We start from the raw sequence: 15355 nt of genomic DNA on the forward strand, positions 1-15355 counted from the left end.
CTCTCTCACTCGCGGGCGACAAACTGATCGCCCTTTAAAAGCACTGAAGCGGGCCGAAGCCCGCTGTGTCCAAGTCAGGTCGTGACTCAGATCCTCATTGGCATGACCACGTACTTGAAGCCCGTCGTGTCGGGGATCGTCAGCAGCGCACTCGATGCGCTGTCGTTGAGGTCGATGCAGACCATGTCCTGGCTCATGTTGGCCAGGGCGTCCATCAGGTAGGTGACGTTGAAGCCGGTCTCGATCTTGTCGCCGGCGTAGTCGATCTCGATCTCTTCCTTGGCCTCTTCCTGCTCGGCGTTGCTGGACGCAATGCTCAGCAGGCCCGGCTCGAAGGTCAGGCGCACGGCCTTGAACTTCTCGCTGGTCAGGATGGCGGCGCGCTGCAAGCTGCTCAGCAGCGTGGTGCGGCCCAGCGTCAGGCGGAACTTGTGGTTTTTGGGGATGACGCGGTTGTAGTCGGGGAACTTGCCCTCGACGAGCTTGGTCACGAACTCCATGCCGCTGAAGCTGAACTTGGCCTGGTTGCCGGCAAAGCGCATCTCGATGGCGTCGTCGTCCTTGCCGTCCTTGAGCAGGCGCTGCAGCTCCAGCACGGTCTTGCGCGGCAGGATGACTTCCTGCTTGGGGATGTCGGTGTCCAGCTCGGCCTGGGCCAGCGCCAGGCGGTGGCCGTCGGTGGCGACGAGCGTCAGGTTCTTGCCTTCGGCGACGAACAGGATGCCGTTCAGGTAGTAGCGGATGTCGTGCACCGCCATCGCGAAGTGCACCTGGTTGATCAGGCCCTTGAGCGCCTTTTGCGGCACGCTGAACGCGGGGCCGAAGTCGGCGGCTTCCTGCACGAGGGGGAAGTCGTCGGCCGGCAGCGTCTGCAGCGTGAAGCGGCTCTTGCCGCCTTGCAGCGTCATCTTGTTCTGGTTGCTGGTCAGGCTGACGACCTGGTCGGTCGGCAGGGCGCGCAGGATGTCGATGAGCTTGCGCGCGCCGACCGTGGTGGACAGGTTGCCGGCGTCGCCGTCGAATTGCACCGTGGTGCGCACCTGGATCTCGAGGTCGCTCGTCGTCAGCTCCACCTGGTTGCCGGTCTTGCGGATCAACACATTGGCCAGGATGGGCAGCGTGTGACGCCGCTCGACGATGCCGGCCACTGCTTGCAGCGCGCCGAGCACCTGATCCTGGGGAGCTTTCAAAACGATCATGGAGGCCTCTTTGGAGGAGATCTTTGGGGGATTTCGGCTGGGCCGCAGACCCAAAACCGCGCGCGCGCGTAAAGCTGCGATTGTCGCCCGGAAACGGTGCCTCGCCGGGTGGGCGGGGCGTGCGGGTCAACCCGAAGCGGTGACTGGCTTCAGCCCTTCAGCGTCTGTTCGAGCACGTGGAGCTGCTGGTTCAGCTCGGTGTTCTTCTGGCGCTCGCCGCCGATCTTTCGCACGGCATGGAGGACCGTCGTGTGGTCCCGCCCGCCGAACAGCTCGCCGATCTCGGGCAGGCTCTTCTGCGTCATCTCCTTGGCCAGGTACATCGCAATCTGGCGCGGCCGGGCGATGCTGGCCGGGCGCTTCTTGGAGTACATGTCGGCGATCTTGATCTTGTAGAAGTCGGCCACCGTCTTCTGGATGTTCTCGACGCCGATCTGGCGGTTCTGGATGGAGAGCAGGTCCTTCAGCGCCTCGCGGGCCAGCGTGATGCTGATCTCCTTGTGCGAGAACTTGGCGTAGGCCAGCACCTTGCGCAGCGCGCCTTCCAGCTCGCGCACGTTCGCGCGCACGTTCTTGGCGACGAAGAAGGCCACGTCCTCGGGCATCGGCGTGCCCTCGGCCTCGGCCTTCTTGATCAGAATGGCGACGCGCATCTCCAGCTCGGGCGGCTCGATGGCCACCGTCAGGCCGGCGTCGAAGCGGGAGGTGAGGCGCTCATCAATGTCCACCAGCCCCTTGGGGTAGGTGTCCGACGTCATGATGATGTGCGCCTTCTTGGCCAGCAGCGCCTCGAAGGCGTTGAAGAACTCCTCCTGCGTGCGGTCCTTGCCGGCGAAGAACTGCACGTCATCGATCAGCAGCAGGTCCAGCGAGTGGTACTTGGCCTTCAGCTCGTCGAAGGTCTTGCGCTGGTAGTTCTTGACGACGTCGGAGATGAACTGCTCGGCGTGCAGGTAGAGCACGCGGGCGTCCGGCCGGTCCTTCAAGAGGGCGTTGCCGACGGCGTGGATCAGGTGGGTCTTGCCCAGGCCGACGCCGCCGTAGATGAACAGCGGGTTGTAGGTGATGCCCGGGGCGCCGGCGACATGCAGCGCGGCGGTGCGGGCCATCTGGTTGGCGCGGCCGGGCACCAGCGTGTCGAACGTCAGCTGCGGGTTGATGCGGTGCTTGGCCGAGGCGGGCGCCTGCGACGGCAGCATGATGGTGCTGGCGGGCGGCGCGCTGACGGGCCGCAGAGCCGCGCTGGGCTCCGGCGGGGCTGAAAGCTGCTGCTGCTGCGCCGCCGAGACGGCAGCCGACATCGCGCCGGGCGCGGCKATGGGCGCGCTCGACGCGTCACGCGAGACCAGCGCCAGCTCCAGCCGCGTCGGGCGGCCGGCCAGTTCGGTCAGGATGGCCTCGATGCGGGCCGCGTATTGGCGACGGATCCAGTCGCGCTTGAAGTGGTTGGGCACCTTCAGCGTGGCGACCAGCGCGCTCGCGGCATCGGCGCCTTCGCCCGACACGGTGGCCGGCGGCAGCGGGCGGATCCAGGTGTTGAACTGCTGCTCGGGCAGCTCGGTGGCCAGGCGCTCGCAGCCACGCCGCCAGAGGTCAGAGGCCCATTCCGCCGAATTCATGCCCACCGCGCCAGTCGTTTCGCCCGTTGCCAAAGCCTGCACCCCATCCACCCAGTGTTCTTCTTCGCTCATTGTGGAAAACTTCTTCTCGAGCGGTCGGATTGTACGGACCCGAGCCGGTCGAAGGACGGGTTATCCACAGAATTTGGAAGGGGGTCAATCCCTGGCAAACCCGGCTTGAGACTGGCGACTTATTGACCGAGCCGGCGGCTTCTGCTGTAATGCCGGGTTTTCGCGCACTGCGATTCATTCGCCGTGCGCTTTTCTTGTCGGGCACCAACCGCTGTGTCCGGACGAACCGAACAAATCCCTCCAAAGAGGTTTCCCCATGAAGCGTACCTACCAAGCCTCCAAGACCCGCCGCGCCCGCACCCATGGCTTCCTCGTGCGCATGAAGACGCGTGGCGGCCGTGCCGTCATCGCCAATCGCCGCGCCAAGGGCCGCAAGCGCCTGGCCGTCTAAGCCCGCCGGTGATTGACGACCGCGCCTGCGTGCGTCGTCAGCCCCCGGGCACCCGATGATCGGCAAGCTGAACCGCCCGGTGGACTTTGAGCGTGTGCTCGGCCGTCAGAGCCGGGCGCGCAGCGCGCATTTCGCGCTGCACCACCTCTCGGCCAATCCCGAGCCCAGCGCCTGGCATGCCGCCCAGTTGCGCACAGCCTCAGCCAAGTTATCAACAGGCGACCCACAGCCTGTGCACAAATCTGTGGACCAAGACCCGCCCGCTGCGCCCTCGATTCCAGTTGAGGGCTGCTGGGTGGGCATCGTCGTGCCCAAACGGCATGCCAAGCGATCGGTGACCCGGGCGCTCTTGAAGCGGCAGATCCGCGCCGCATTTGCCGAGCGTCCCGGCATGCCGCCGGGTTTGTGGGTCGTGCGCTTGCGCTCTCCGTTTGACCGCCAGAAGTTCCCCAGTGCCGCGTCCGACGCGCTGCGGGCGGCAGCGCGTGCCGAGCTGGCGCAGCTGCTGGACCGCGCGCTCAAACCCAAGGCCGCCGCCGCATGAACCCCAGCTGGCCCGCTCGCCTGCTGATGGCCCTTGTGCGCGGCTACCGGCTCATGCTCAGCCCCTGGCTGGGCAACGCCTGCCGGTTCGAGCCGACCTGCTCTCGCTATTCGCTGGCCGCGCTGGAGAAGCACGGCGCACTGGCCGGCAGCTACCTGACCGTTCACCGCATCCTGCGCTGCCAGCCGCTGTGCAAAGGCGGGCACGACCCCGTGCCTGACAATGCGCCGCGCCTGTTTTCCCGCCTGATTTCCCCTGTGCCTTGCGCACCGTCTTCCTCTTCCGAGTCTCTCCATGACTGATATTCGCCGCACCGTGCTGTGGGTGGTGTTCACGATGTCCCTCGTCCTGCTCTGGGACGGCTGGCAAAAGCACAACGGGCATCCTTCATTGTTCGGCCCCCAGGTGCCCAAGGCGGTCGCAACGGCCCCTGTCGGCCCTGCGTCCAGCGGCGTGCCGGCCAGTTCGACAGGTTCGGCCAGCCAGGCCCCGGCGGCCGTCACGGCCCCTTCGGCGGCGCCGTCCGAGAAGGTCACCATCCGCACCGACGTGCTGACGGTCACGGTCGACACGCTGGGCGGCGACATCGTCCGCGCCGAGCTGCCCAAGTACCTGACCTCGCCGGACCCGACGGTCACCGACCAGCTGCTGCAGATGGTGCATCTGCAGAAGAAGCCTGCGTTCACGCCCGAACCCGTCGTGCTGTTCAACGCCGCCCAGCACTACCGCGCCCAGACCGGCCTGGTGGGCGGCGCCGGCCCGCTGCCGACGCACAACACCCCGATGACGGCCGTGGAAGGCCCGCGCGAGCTGGAAGCCGGCCAGAACGAGGTCAAGTTGCGCCTGGAATCGGCCGAGGTCGGTGGCGTCAAGCTGGTCAAGACCTTCACCTTCAAGCGCGGCGTCTACACGGTGGGCGTCACGCACGAGGTCGTCAACGCAGGCAGCACCCCGGTCACGCCCCAGGTCTACCTGCAACTGGTGCGCGACGGCAGCACGGTCACCGGCGGCGCGGCGTTCACGCCCAGCTTCACCGGCCCGGCCATCTACAACGACAAGACCAAGTTCAAGACCATCAAGTTCGAGGACATCGACAAGAACAAGGTCGACATCGAGAAGCAGGCCGAGCACGGCTGGGTCTCGATGGTGCAGCATTACTTCGCCAGCGCCTGGCTCGTCAACGAGGCGGGCAACCGCGAGTTCTTCGTGCGCAAGCTGCCCGGCCAGGTCGGCGTGAGCGGCGACAGCTATGCCACCGGCWTGGTGTTCACGCTGCCAACGCTGGCGCCTGGCGCCAGCGCGACGCAACAGGCTCTGCTCTTTGCCGGCCCGCAGGAGGAGAACAACCTATCGGCCCTGGCCCCGGGCCTGGAGCGCGTCAAGGACTACGGCGTGCTGACCATCCTCGCCGAGCCGCTGTTCTGGCTGCTCGACAAGCTGCATGGCTTCATCGGCAACTGGGGCTGGACCATCGTCACCCTGGTGCTGCTGCTGAAGATCGCGCTGTACAGCCTGAACGCCAGCGCCTACAAGTCGATGGCGCGCATGAAGGCCGTCGCGCCGCGCATCAACGACATGAAGGAGCGCCTGAAGGACAAGCCGCAGGAAATGCAGCAGGAGATGATGAAGATCTACCGCGAGGAGAAGATCAACCCCATCGGCGGCTGCCTGCCCATCTTCCTGCAGATGCCCATCTTCATGGCGCTGTACTGGGTGCTGCTGTCCACCGTCGAGATGCGCCAGGCGCCGTGGATGCTGTGGATCACCGACCTGTCGGTGCGCGACCCCTACTTCATCCTGCCGCTGCTGATGATGGCCTCCAGCCTGTTCCAGGTCTGGCTCAACCCGCCGGCGGCCGACCCGATGCAGCAGAAGATGATGTGGATCATGCCGGTCGCCTTCGGTGTCATGTTCTTCGTCTTCCCCGCCGGCCTGGTGCTGTACTGGCTGACGAACAACATCCTGTCCATCGCCCAGCAATGGATGATCAACAAGCGCTTGGGCGTGAACTGAAGCACGTGAATCTGCACAGCCCCCGCAAGCGGGGGCTTTTTTATGCCTGCGACAAGCAGTTCAATGGCTTCGCGGGGCAGAGAACACCGGCCCGGACGGGACTCACGAGAGCGCCCGACCCGAGCCTCCCCCGCGCCAATTCCGCCAGCAGCCGCCCCCGACCGGGCGGCTGTTTGCTTTTGGGCCGCCGACAATCGCGCCATGCTCGCCCGACACGCCGACCCCATCGCCGCCATCGCCACCGCCCCGGGGCGTGGTGCCGTCGGTATCGTGCGGGTGTCATCGCCGCAAGAGTTGTCCGGGCTGATCGATGCCGTCTGCGGCCGGCCGCTGAAGGCGCGCGAAGCGACCTATCTGCCCTTCCGCGACGCGACCGGCACGGCCATCGACCAGGGCCTGGCGCTGCATTTCCCGGCGCCGCATTCCTACACCGGCGAGCATGTGCTGGAACTCCAGGCCCACGGCGGCACCGTCGTCATGCAGCTGCTGCTGGCGCGCGTCATCGAGGCGGGCGGCACGGTTCGCCTGGCCGAACCCGGCGAATTCACACAGCGCGCCTTCCTGAACGGCAAGCTCGACCTGGCGCAGGCCGAGGCCGTGGCCGACCTCATAGACGCCAGCACCGAGGCCGCCGCGCGCAGCGCCAGCCGGGCGCTCGGCGGCGCGCTGTCGCACGAGGTCGGCATCCTGCGCGACCAGCTCATCCAGCTGCGCATGCTGGTCGAGGCAACGCTGGACTTCCCCGAGGAAGAGATCGATTTCCTCGAAAAGGCCGATGCCTTCGGTCGGCTGGACCGCCTGACCGCGCAACTGCGCCAGGTACAGGCCCGCACGCGCCAGGGCGCCCTGCTGCGTGACGGCCTCAAGGTCGTGCTGGCCGGCCAGCCCAACGTCGGCAAGAGCTCGCTGCTGAACGCGCTAGCCGGTGCCGAGCTGGCCATCGTCACGCCCATTCCCGGCACGACGCGCGACAAGGTCAGCCAGACCATCCAGATCGAAGGCGTGCCGCTGCACATCACCGACACGGCCGGCCTGCGTGACGCGACGGCGGACGAGGTCGAGCGCATCGGCGTGTCGCGGTCGTGGGACGCGATTGCGGATGCCGACGTCATGCTCTTCCTGCACGACCTGGGCCGTGTCGGTCAGGCCGATTACGAAGCCGAGGACGAGCGCATCCGCGCGCGGCTGGCGGGCGTGGACGCTGGCCGCATCGTGCAAGTCTTCAACAAGGCCGACCTGGCCGCTGCGCCCGACGGCGAGATCGCGCTGAGCCTGAAGACCGGCGCCGGCCTGGAGGCGCTGCGCCAGCGCCTGCTGAAGACCGCTGGCTGGCAGGCCGTGCCCGAAGGCCTGTTCATTGCCCGCGAGCGCCATGTGCAGGCGCTGGCACGCACGGCCGAGCACCTGGCGCTGGCCCGCGAGGTCGCCGCTCAGCGCGACGCGGCGCTGGATCTGCTGGCCGAGGAGCTGCGCCTGGCCCACGACGCGTTGGGAGAGATCACCGGTGCGTTCTCGGCGGATGAGCTGCTGGGGGTCATCTTCAGCAGCTTTTGCATAGGCAAGTGATGGCTCAGCGCCCGGCGCTGATGAACGTCATCTTGCCCTTAACGCCTCCGCTCACCTGCGTGCTCGCCACCAGCTTGGCGCGTGCCTCCGCGTTGCCGCGCAGGAAGGCGTCGAAGAAGGTCAGCTCCCAGCTGTAGGCCTCGCGCTCGGCGGCGGGGGAGAGCAGGTGGCCTTCGCCGGGCAGTTCAACGGCCCAGACCGGACCCCCGAGACGGCGGACGCCGACGCGGACGGCGTCGGGTGAGACGCTCTTGTCCTGGTCGGCATAGACGGCAAAGAAGGGCACCTTCACGGCGGCCAGGCCACCGAAGTCCTCGCCCAGATGCCAGGCGTCGGTCTTGAAGGGCCAGACGCCGAAGCTGGTGCCCATGAAGGGCACGAGGCCGAAGCCGGCCTTGATGCGCGGGTCGCGCGGGTTGTGGGCGGGGTACTTGGGATCAACGCCGCCGAGCAGGGCCAGCACGGTCAGGCCGCCGGCGCTGGCGCCTGAGGCGCCGATGCGGTCGCGGTCGATGGCGGGGCCGAAGACGGCGTCCTTCAACACGTAGTCCAGTGCCGCCCGCACGCCCGCCTGGCGCAGCGCGACGGACTCGTGATAGCCCGGCGCGCGGCTGTCGCCGTGGAAGAGGTTGACGACGATGTAGCCGTGCGAGGCCAGCAGCTTGAGGTGGGCGAGGTGCCACAGGCCGTGGGTGTTGTAGCCGCCGGAGTAGACGATGAGCGGGTACTTGGCGGCCGGGTCGGCCAGCAGCGGCTTGTCGGCCGGGCCCTGCATGTGCGGCACGAGGGCGTCGCCGGTGTCCTTGTACGGGAACGCGTAGTCGGGCCGCGGGTTGCTGGCGGGCGTGGGGTAGAGGATGTGCAGCACCAGCGGCTGCGGCTTGCCGACGAGCGCGCCGGCGCCGGGCTGGCTGGCGGGCACGCTGACCTGCAGCTGCGGCACGGCCTGCGGGTGGGCCAGGATGACCGACAGGTAGGCGCCGTCCTTGCTGCCGTTGAGGTAGTCGATCAGCGGCCGGCCGCCAGGCACCGTGACTTGCAGGTTAGTGGAGCCGACGGCGAAAGGGCCAGGGCCGGCGGCGGGAATCTCGGCGGCCTGGGCGGACGCGGCAAGGCACAGGCTCAGCAGCAGGAACAGGAGGCGCATGTCATCGGGCGGGCAGGCTTGGGGTGGCGCAATGTCGCCGAAATGCCCGCCGATGACAACGGTGTCAGCTCAGGGGTTGGAAGCCTTCCAGCGCGGGTAGGCGTCCAGCGCCTTCTGTGGCCACACGCCCCACCAGGTGTAGCCATTGCGGCGGCCCTTGGAGATCTCGTTGACGTCGTCGTGGATGGTCTTGGGCCAGTCGCCAAAGATGGGTCGGCCGGTGGGGATGTCGTACAGGCGCGACCACAGCGGGCCGGCGCCGGCCTGGGCGGTGAGCTTGCGGCCGTCGGGCGTCATCGTGAAGGCGTGGTCGCGCAGCGCGTGGGCCTTGAGCCAGGCGATGCCACTCTCGATGGCCGCCTTCATCGCGGGCGTGGGGTGGGGCTGCTGCATCAGGAAGAGCAGTACGCCGGCGCTCTCGGCGCTGGCGAGGCTGCGCGGCTCGTAGTTGCGGGCGGAGATGGGCGCCAGCGTGACAGCGTCGATCTGCTGGGGCCAGAGCGTCGGGCGGCCGTCGACCTTCACCTGGGCGGCCAGGAGGAGGTCCACCGCGCGGGCCGCAGCGGTGCGGGCCTGGCGGCGCAGCGGCGCGGGGACGAAGGCGAAGCCGGGCGCGGCCTTGGCCACGTCCTGAAGCAGGCGCGCGGCCTCAGCGACGGCGTCGTCGTTGAAGGTGATGCCGTCGTGGAAGCCGCCTTCCAGCGGGTAGTTCTGCGGCCAGCCGCCGTTGGGGTACTGGGCCATCAGCAGGTAGCCGATGCCCTTCAGGATGGCGGCCTGGCAGGCCTCGCTCGGGCGCTGCTGGTTCACGCGCGCCAGGAAGCGGATCTCGCTGTGCGTGGCGTCGTTGTCCAGCGTGCCGACGAAGGTCCAGTAGCGGTCACGCGGCTCGTCGAAGCTGCCCGTGCCCACCGTCATCGTCTCGGCGTTGTTCGAATAGCGCTGGCCAGGCAGGCGGGCCGGGCCGCTGCGGTTCTGGTTCTTGCTCCAGCCGCCGCTGGGGGTCTGGAAGCTGAGGATGGTGGCGGCGATTGCTCCCGCCTCGGCCGACGCGTACCAGGCAGGCTCGCGGTCCAGCGGCGCGTTCGTCTTGCCGGCGGTGGGCGGTGGCGGCACGGTGTCGCCGGCTTTCAGCTCGCGCGCCAGCGTGGCGCGGTCCAGGGTCATCTGGCGGCCGGAGCGGTCCAGATAGGCCTGCCAGGCGGTTCGCTGCGCGGCGGGCAGCTCGGCGAGGCGCGCGGCGCTCATCTCGGGGGCCGGCGTGTTGTGGCCGATGACGGCGGCGAGCAGGGCGCCCGGCGCGAAGGCGAGAGCGAGAGAGAGCAGTTTCTTCATGGCAGCGGCAACAGGCCTTCGGCGCGCACGGTCCAGGCGCCATCCTTGGGGAAACCGGGCGTGGGGCCCGCAGGTGCGCCGTCCCAGCCGCCGGCCATCAGACCCAACGCCATCAGGTAGGCCGAGTTGGTGGGCAGGTAGGCCACGGCGCCCTCGGGGTCGCGCGGGCGGCGGCTGTAGCCGCTGGGCATGAAGCGGGCCGACGGCAAGCTGTTGGCGAGGATGCTGACCGCGCGCTCGGGCTCGCCCAGCCGTGCTGCGGTCAGCGCGCCCTGGCCCATCTGCCAGCTGACCCAGCCGCCATCGGCGCCGCGCTGCTCGTGCACGGCGTGGAAGGTGCGGCGGGCGGTCTCGATGTCGATCTTGGGCGTGGCCGGCAGATAGCCCAGGGCCAGCAGCATGGACGAGGGCGCGCCCTGCTTGCCGGGCTTGAAGAGGTCGCGGATGCCGTCGATCTCGAGGTACTTGCCGTCCTGCTGCGGCAGGGGCGCCAGGTGGGCAATGACGTCCGCCCAGCGTGGGTCGGGCGCCAGGCCCAAACGCTCTCGCCACTGTTGCGCGACACGCAGGCCGTAGTGCCAGAAAGCCAGCTCGAAGGTCGGGTCACGCACCAGCTCGACCGAGGTGCTCTCGCTGACGTTCTTCAGCGGCGGGCCGAGGTGGTAGACGCCGGTGGCGGGGTCACGCTGGGCAAAGCTGGCCAGGAACTTGGCCGACTCGAACACCATGTCGCCATAGCGCGCCAGCGTCTCCTGCGTGGGCTTGGCGCGGTAGACCAGCTCGGCCAGGTAGATGGGGTTGGGCTGGTTCCAGATGATGTAGGGGTTGATGCCGCCGGGCGTGGGGCGGCCATCCAGGCCGGACATCTTGGGCCAGCGCACGCCGTCGAAGCCCTCGCTCTTGGCCTGGGCGATGCCCTTGGGCAGCTGACCCAGGTACCAGGCCAGGCCCTTCTCAAGCAGGTCCACATGGCCCCATTGGTAGAACTGTGCGGCGTGGAAAGCGTAGACCTCGGAGTTGTGCTTGCCGAACCAGCTCAGGTGCTGCAGGCCGGTCTCGGCCGGCGGGAAGCCGCCGGCGTAGTTGACGCGCATCAGGTAGAGCGACTGGATAGCTCGGCGCTCGACCTCCTTGGCGCGCGGATCGGTGGCGGCGCTGAGGTCGACCATGCCGCCCTTCGTCCAGTAGTCGGCCCAGGCCTGCTTCGATGAGGCGAGCGTGCTGTCGACGGTTTCGTTAGGCGCCGGATGCTCGGCGTCGGCAAAGGCGGCCGTGAAGGCAATCGTGTCGCCCTTCGTCGCGCGCAGCCGGTAGTCGTGCGGCGCGGCAAGCTGGGGCGTGGACGCGCTGACCAGCTCGGCCGGCGTGGACCAGCGCAGCTCGGTGTCGTAGCGCGTGCCGTCGGCGTGGCGGGCGATGCGGGCATGGCCGGGGCCGACCTGCGTCAGCGTGCTCTGGTGCCTGTCGGGCTGCTCCCAGATGAAGGGCGGCTTGTGGGCAATCGAGGTGCGGTAGGCGTAGGGGAAGCGCAGCCGCACCTGCAGCTCACCACTGGCGATCAGCGGTGAGCGCGCCTGCACGGCCATCACGGCGGCCGAGCCATGCGCGGCCGTCAGCACCTCCAGCGGCTGGCCGCGCACCAGCAGGCGGCTGGTGACGACGCCGGTCCACAGGTCCAGCGTCTGGTGGATGCCGGCGATGTCCTCGGTGCGCAGCGGCTCGCCGTGCAGCGTGAAGGCGAACTGGCCCAGCGGCATGGGCTGGGGGTTCTCGCGGTAGTAGCGGCCGGCGGGGGTGTTCTGGTTGATGGGGTAGAGGATCTGCCGGCCATGGAAGGGCACGGGCGCCAGCGTGTCCTCGAAGCGCAGGTTCTCGGGGTTGGGAAAGCTGTGCCAGCTCCAGGTGTTGCGCGTCTCCAGCGGCAGGCCGTTGTCGTAGTAGATGCGCTCCAGGCCCTGCAGGCCGGTGACGTCCACGGTCAGCGCAAAGTCGCCGTTACCGACGGTCAGCGCGGACTCGGGGTTGATGCCGGTATTGCGCACCTGGTGGCGAGCGACGACGGCGGCGCGGTCTATCGGCTGGGCCCAGGTGGGCTGCGTCACGAGCGCGGCCAGCAGGAGGAGGAACTGCTTCAAAACGGCAACCTCAGGTTCGGAGGGACGACAAAGGGTTTGGGCTCGGGCAGGTGGCGGTCGAGCGTCAGGCTCATCAGGCCGATCACCACGTCGTTGCTCAGCGTGCGCAGCGTCAGGCGTGCGAGTGGCTTGGCGGGGTCCAGCGGCAGGTCCAGCACGGTGGCAGCACCGCCGGGCACGACGCGGCCGGTGGGCTGCAGGCGCACCAGGCCGGATTGCAAGTCCACGCGCGGCGGCGTGGGGCCGGGGCGCTGGAACTGGTAGTCATCGATGAAATAGTCCTGCTCGATGGGCCACCAGGTGGTGGGATTGTGCAGGGCCAGGCGGGCCTGGCTGCCGTCCGCGTAGTCGACGATGACTTCGCCGTTGTCGATGCGGCTCTGCATGAAATTGGTGGAGCCGGCCATCAGCAAATAGGCGTGGCGGGCCTGTCCGTTCAGCGGGATGCTGATCTCGTGCGGATAGTTGTCCCAGCGGGAGGTGAAGGCAATGTTGCGGGCCTCGGGCGCGGCGGGTGTGGCGAGAGGCAGGCCGTTGGGCAGCAACAGCCGGCCGTCGTTCTGGGCCGCCACGCGGCGCAGGCCGGTGTCGTTGATGACAGGCAGCTCGTTGACGTGGCCCGCCCAGGCGCCGGCGCCTTGCGAGGGCAGCGTCAGCGACACGCCGGCCGGGCGCGGGCTCAGGTATTTGCCGGGCTTGAAGATGTCGGTGACGCGGTCGTTGAAGTGGGTGTCGAGGGCGACGGGCTCAAACCGGGCGTCGGGCACAGCGACGGTCCAGTCGGTGGCGGGAGGGGCGGGCATCGGATAAGCGCAGAGGGGCGGATCGAAGCCCATGGGCACCGCGCGCCACCCGACAGCCACGACCGCGCGGGCGCCGAACGGCAGCGCTATCTGTATGCGACCGGTCCCGTCGGCTTTCCATGTGCCACGAACGCCGTTCACCAGCACCCGCACAGGCTCGCGGCGTTGCGCTTGCAGTTGCAGCAGCAGGCGCTTGAAGCGCGCGCCGGGCTGCGTCAGCGTCCACGTCTCATGCTGGCCTTGACGCTGGAAGGTGAGGCCGACGCCCGGATGCTGCAACTCGGCTTTTTGCCAGGCTGCAGGCAGGCCGGGGCGCACGGTCAGCACGCCCGCCAGCGCATCCGGCCTCACGCCGAACAAGCCCTCCACCAGCGCCCGCGCCGTCACGCCAGTGCCGTCGGCAAAGTCGCGCTGCGACTCGCGGCGGTAGTGGTCCAGGTAGTTCATGGAGCCCACGTTGCCCGGCGTGATGCCCATGTTCATGCTGGCCATCAGCGCGCTCTTGGCGAGCACGAAGGCGGACTCGAAGTAGCCGGCCTGCCACATCGCCAGCGCGGTGTGCAGGTTCTCGCCCATGACGACGTTGTTGACCGACCAGGCATAGGGCATCCAGTCGGTGCTGGGCAGGACGTGGTAGTCCGTGTCCCTGGGGACGCCGGGGCCGTGGACGGGGATGCGTTTGAAGCCGTGAAACACGTCCCGCACCATCTGCAGGGCCTCCTTCGACGTGGGCACCTCGGAATCGATGGCGGTGTAGAAGGTCCACAGCCCATAGCTCTCGTGCAGCCGCTGCAGGCCCAGGCTGTCGCGGTACTCGCCGAAGGCGCCGCGCTCGGGCATCCACAGGTGGCGGCGCATGGCCTGGGCGATGAGGTCGGCCTCGCGCTGGTAGGCGCTGCCGTCCTCGCCGATCAGCTTCGCCAAGCGGGCCGCGCTGCGGAAGGCGTAGTGGTTGTAGGCCGACGCATGCGTGACGCCACCGCCGCCGTAGAACACGTCGTCGCTGGCCCAAAAGTTGGCATAGCCCTCGTACAGCGGCAGGCCGCCGAAGTCGCGTCGGAACAGGCGCTGCTCCCAGGCCAGGTGGCGCTGGATCGCGGGCCAGGCACGCCGCGCGAGGTCCAGGTCGCCGGTCCACAGCAGGTGGCGGAACAAGGCGTCGAAGAACACCATGTTCATGTCGTAGTGCGACTTGGACAGGTCACCGTTGGAGTGCAGCGCCGCCTCGCTGCGCGCGAGGTGGCTGTCGGCATCGGGCGGCGGCAGCTGCTCAGGGATGGGCGAGGTGTTCTGCCGCGCCAGCCAGGTCTCGATGTTCTGCTTCGCGCGGTCGTGCCAGCCCAGCGCGTCCAGCGCATAGGGGCCGCGCCAGCCCAGCAGCGGCGTGCGCCAGGCGACGGCGCCGTGCATGATGGCCTTGGCGTCGTCGTCCCACAGCGCATCGCCCACGACGTTGAGCGCGCCGACGGCGGCGTTCAGCCAGGGGTCGGGCGTGACGATGCGGACCTGCTGGCGCAAAGCCTTGAAGTGGGCCTGCTCGCGGGCGAACAGCGCCGGCAGCTCGGCCGGCGAGAAGCGCGCGGCCAAGGGCGTGCCGCGCTGGTTGGCGCGCGGCGCACCGACAGCGGCATACGTCTGCGCAGCGGCGCTGGCGTCGGCGCGGGCGGCATCGGCCAGCCGTTGCAGCGCCAGCAAGATGGGTGTGCGATCAGTCAGTGGCACGCGACCGACGACGATGGCGGTGTCGGGTGTTGCCTCGGGTGGCCCGGCGAGCAGCGCCGGCAGCGAGTCCCAGTCGCCCGCCGGCGCCAGATGTTGGCGAGCCTCCATCGGCACGACGCCGGCGATGACCGCGGCCGGCGCGGACAGCACAAAGCCGTCTTCCCCCAGCGTGAAGCGGTTGCCCGCCGCGAACTGCGGCTGGAACTGGAAGTAGCGGCTGATGGGCACGGGCTCGGTGCCGATATCGCCGTCGCGCCGGCCGCGCTGGCCGGTGACGCCGCCATAGGCCCACACCAGCTCGGTGCCTTCGGCCAAGCCACGGCCTTCGGCGCGGATCAGCAGCCCCTCGGTGCTGGCCGTGGCCAGGGCCACGACCGCGACGCTGCCCTCACCCAGCAGCGGGTCGCGGATGTCGTAGTGCAGCTCGCCCGGGCGGTAGCGCGTGGTGATGGAGCCCGCTTCATGCAGCCAGCGGCTACCGGCCGGCGTGCGCACAGCCAGGCGCAGATTTCCACCACGCCCGGGCAGGTAGAGAACGAACTCGGGCTTGTCACCGCCATCAACGCGAAAGCCGGTGTGGCCGCCATAGAGCGGGCGGTTGAAGAACTCGTCGCCGTTGCGGATGACGAAGTCCTCGCCCTCGGGCGTGTAGCGCAGCGGCTGGGTCGTCTGGCCTTGCAGGTTGATGCGGGTCTGCTGCGGGCCGGAGATGAGCTGGGCAGCAGCCGGCCACGGCAGGGCCAGCGCGGCCACGACCACACATTCGAAAAACCAGCTGCGCATCCCTTGCCCTCGACCGGTCTGCCGGC

11 protein-coding genes are annotated in these 15355 nt (G+C 68.7%); 5 read left to right on the top strand and 6 right to left on the bottom strand.

Annotated features, from left to right (window positions below; translation table 11 throughout):
• Positions 1–86 precede the first annotated feature (86 nt).
• Both dnaN and dnaA read right to left on the bottom strand, forming a co-directional pair.
• Positions 87–1199 carry a DNA polymerase III subunit beta gene (dnaN, locus tag ACXRVZ_RS18500; RefSeq protein ID WP_457425076.1) on the bottom strand — a complete coding sequence of 371 codons (1113 nt, stop codon included), beginning with the start codon at positions 1197–1199 and terminating at the stop codon, positions 87–89.
• A 149-nt stretch (positions 1200–1348) separates the two neighbouring features.
• A complete protein-coding gene (dnaA, locus tag ACXRVZ_RS18505) occupies positions 1349–2818 on the bottom strand; it encodes a chromosomal replication initiator protein DnaA (RefSeq protein ID WP_457425100.1) in 1470 nt (489 codons plus the stop codon).
• Between the two features lie 328 nt (positions 2819–3146).
• On the opposite strand from dnaA, the gene rpmH reads away from it, so the two are divergent.
• The 5 genes from rpmH to mnmE all read left to right on the top strand — a co-directional run bounded on the left by rpmH (position 3147) and on the right by mnmE (position 7404).
• Positions 3147–3281 carry a 50S ribosomal protein L34 gene (rpmH, locus tag ACXRVZ_RS18510; protein WP_457425074.1) on the top strand — a complete coding sequence of 45 codons (135 nt, stop codon included), beginning with the start codon at positions 3147–3149 and terminating at the stop codon, positions 3279–3281.
• Between the two features lie 55 nt (positions 3282–3336).
• Positions 3337–3825: a ribonuclease P protein component gene (locus tag ACXRVZ_RS18515; RefSeq protein WP_457425072.1), complete on the top strand. Its 489-nt coding sequence runs from the start codon at positions 3337–3339 to the stop codon at positions 3823–3825.
• On the top strand, positions 3822–4127 hold the full coding sequence (gene yidD, locus ACXRVZ_RS18520) for a membrane protein insertion efficiency factor YidD (protein WP_458232677.1): 306 nt from the start codon (positions 3822–3824) through the stop codon (positions 4125–4127). Before ACXRVZ_RS18515 ends, yidD begins: the two co-directional genes overlap by 4 nt.
• Entirely contained in the window at positions 4120–5838 is a 1719-nt protein-coding gene (gene yidC / locus ACXRVZ_RS18525) for a membrane protein insertase YidC (RefSeq protein WP_458232678.1), read from the top strand. The genes yidD and yidC overlap by 8 nt, the downstream gene beginning before the upstream one ends.
• A gap of 201 nt (positions 5839–6039) precedes the next feature.
• Positions 6040–7404 (top strand): tRNA uridine-5-carboxymethylaminomethyl(34) synthesis GTPase MnmE, encoded by a 1365-nt coding sequence (gene mnmE / locus ACXRVZ_RS18530; RefSeq protein ID WP_457425066.1) that lies wholly within the window; start codon positions 6040–6042, stop codon positions 7402–7404.
• Positions 7405–7408: 4 nt separating this feature from the next.
• Here mnmE and ACXRVZ_RS18535 read toward each other — a convergent pair whose 3' ends face one another.
• The 4 genes from ACXRVZ_RS18535 to ACXRVZ_RS18550 all read right to left on the bottom strand — a co-directional run bounded on the left by ACXRVZ_RS18535 (position 7409) and on the right by ACXRVZ_RS18550 (position 15329).
• Positions 7409–8551, bottom strand: coding sequence for an alpha/beta hydrolase family protein (locus tag ACXRVZ_RS18535; RefSeq protein WP_457425064.1), 1143 nt, complete (start codon positions 8549–8551; stop codon positions 7409–7411).
• A gap of 69 nt (positions 8552–8620) precedes the next feature.
• The gene (pelA, locus tag ACXRVZ_RS18540) at positions 8621–9886 is read right to left on the bottom strand and encodes a pectate lyase (protein WP_457425062.1); all 1266 of its coding nucleotides are present in this window, start codon (positions 9884–9886) and stop codon (positions 8621–8623) included.
• Positions 9883–12021 (bottom strand): hypothetical protein, encoded by a 2139-nt coding sequence (locus ACXRVZ_RS18545; protein WP_457425060.1) that lies wholly within the window; start codon positions 12019–12021, stop codon positions 9883–9885. Before ACXRVZ_RS18545 ends, pelA begins: the two co-directional genes overlap by 4 nt.
• On the bottom strand, positions 12018–15329 hold the full coding sequence (locus ACXRVZ_RS18550) for a DUF4450 domain-containing protein (protein WP_457425058.1): 3312 nt from the start codon (positions 15327–15329) through the stop codon (positions 12018–12020). Before ACXRVZ_RS18550 ends, ACXRVZ_RS18545 begins: the two co-directional genes overlap by 4 nt.
• Positions 15330–15355: the final 26 nt, after the last annotated feature.

It is taken from the genome of Roseateles sp. P5_E8 (assembly GCF_054177665.1).

Coding starts and splice junctions, on each gene's coding strand:
- dnaN (WP_457425076.1), bottom strand. CDS start 1,199: ATGATCGTTTTGAAAGCTCCCCAGGATCAGGTGCTCGGCGCGCTGCAA.
- rpmH (WP_457425074.1), top strand. CDS start 3,147: ATGAAGCGTACCTACCAAGCCTCCAAGACCCGCCGCGCCCGCACCCAT.
- ACXRVZ_RS18515 (WP_457425072.1), top strand. CDS start 3,337: ATGATCGGCAAGCTGAACCGCCCGGTGGACTTTGAGCGTGTGCTCGGC.
- yidD (WP_458232677.1), top strand. CDS start 3,822: ATGAACCCCAGCTGGCCCGCTCGCCTGCTGATGGCCCTTGTGCGCGGC.
- mnmE (WP_457425066.1), top strand. CDS start 6,040: ATGCTCGCCCGACACGCCGACCCCATCGCCGCCATCGCCACCGCCCCG.
- ACXRVZ_RS18535 (WP_457425064.1), bottom strand. CDS start 8,551: ATGCGCCTCCTGTTCCTGCTGCTGAGCCTGTGCCTTGCCGCGTCCGCC.
- pelA (WP_457425062.1), bottom strand. CDS start 9,886: ATGAAGAAACTGCTCTCTCTCGCTCTCGCCTTCGCGCCGGGCGCCCTG.
- ACXRVZ_RS18550 (WP_457425058.1), bottom strand. CDS start 15,329: ATGCGCAGCTGGTTTTTCGAATGTGTGGTCGTGGCCGCGCTGGCCCTG.